1 pseudogene is annotated in these 504 nt (G+C 61.1%); it reads right to left on the bottom strand.

Annotated features, from left to right (window positions below):
• Positions 1–159, bottom strand: a pseudogene (locus VSX56_RS20820) (IS256 family transposase); the annotation flags it as partial.
• Positions 160–504: the final 345 nt, after the last annotated feature.

The raw sequence follows: 504 nt of genomic DNA, 5'->3' as shown, positions 1-504 counted from the left end.
CAGTCGTTCGGCACTCTTCTCGCCATAGTCCGCGCCGGTCTTGGCGCCAACCTCGAGCTCCATTAGTCGCTCGGCGGCAAAGCCAATCATCTCACGCAGTAAATCTGCATCGCCGCTCTGTTCGACAAGCGCGCGAAGGTCCATCATAGGTTTGGTCATCGGGTGTCATCCTTGGATCAGATTGAGTCTAGCAACCCGACCTTACTAAGAAACCCGATGGCCACCTGAGCTACACCACCCCGTGGGACACGATCGAACGGCTGGTCTGGGGAATGCCGCAACGCAGCGCGTCGCCAGCTCGACCGGCGGTAAAGGGCCGATCGCGTCGAGAGGGTCGCGCGGCCCTCGTGATGGGCGGCAAGCGGACTTTCGCAGCGCCGGCGAATTCGCCCTTGGTTGAACATGGAAACAGAGTAAGCGGCAAGCCGAGGCCGTTCAGGGCCTATAGTTCCATGGCATGAGTGCGTCGATCTCGGCGGCGGGCCATTGGTTTGCGATGCGCGT

Origin of the sequence: Thioclava kandeliae, assembly GCF_040297545.1 — a bacterium.
GTDB classification, from domain to species: domain Bacteria; phylum Pseudomonadota; class Alphaproteobacteria; order Rhodobacterales; family Rhodobacteraceae; genus Thioclava; species Thioclava kandeliae.
The sequence above is the reverse complement of the archived record's forward strand: the minus strand, read 5'-3'. Positions and strand labels throughout refer to the sequence as shown.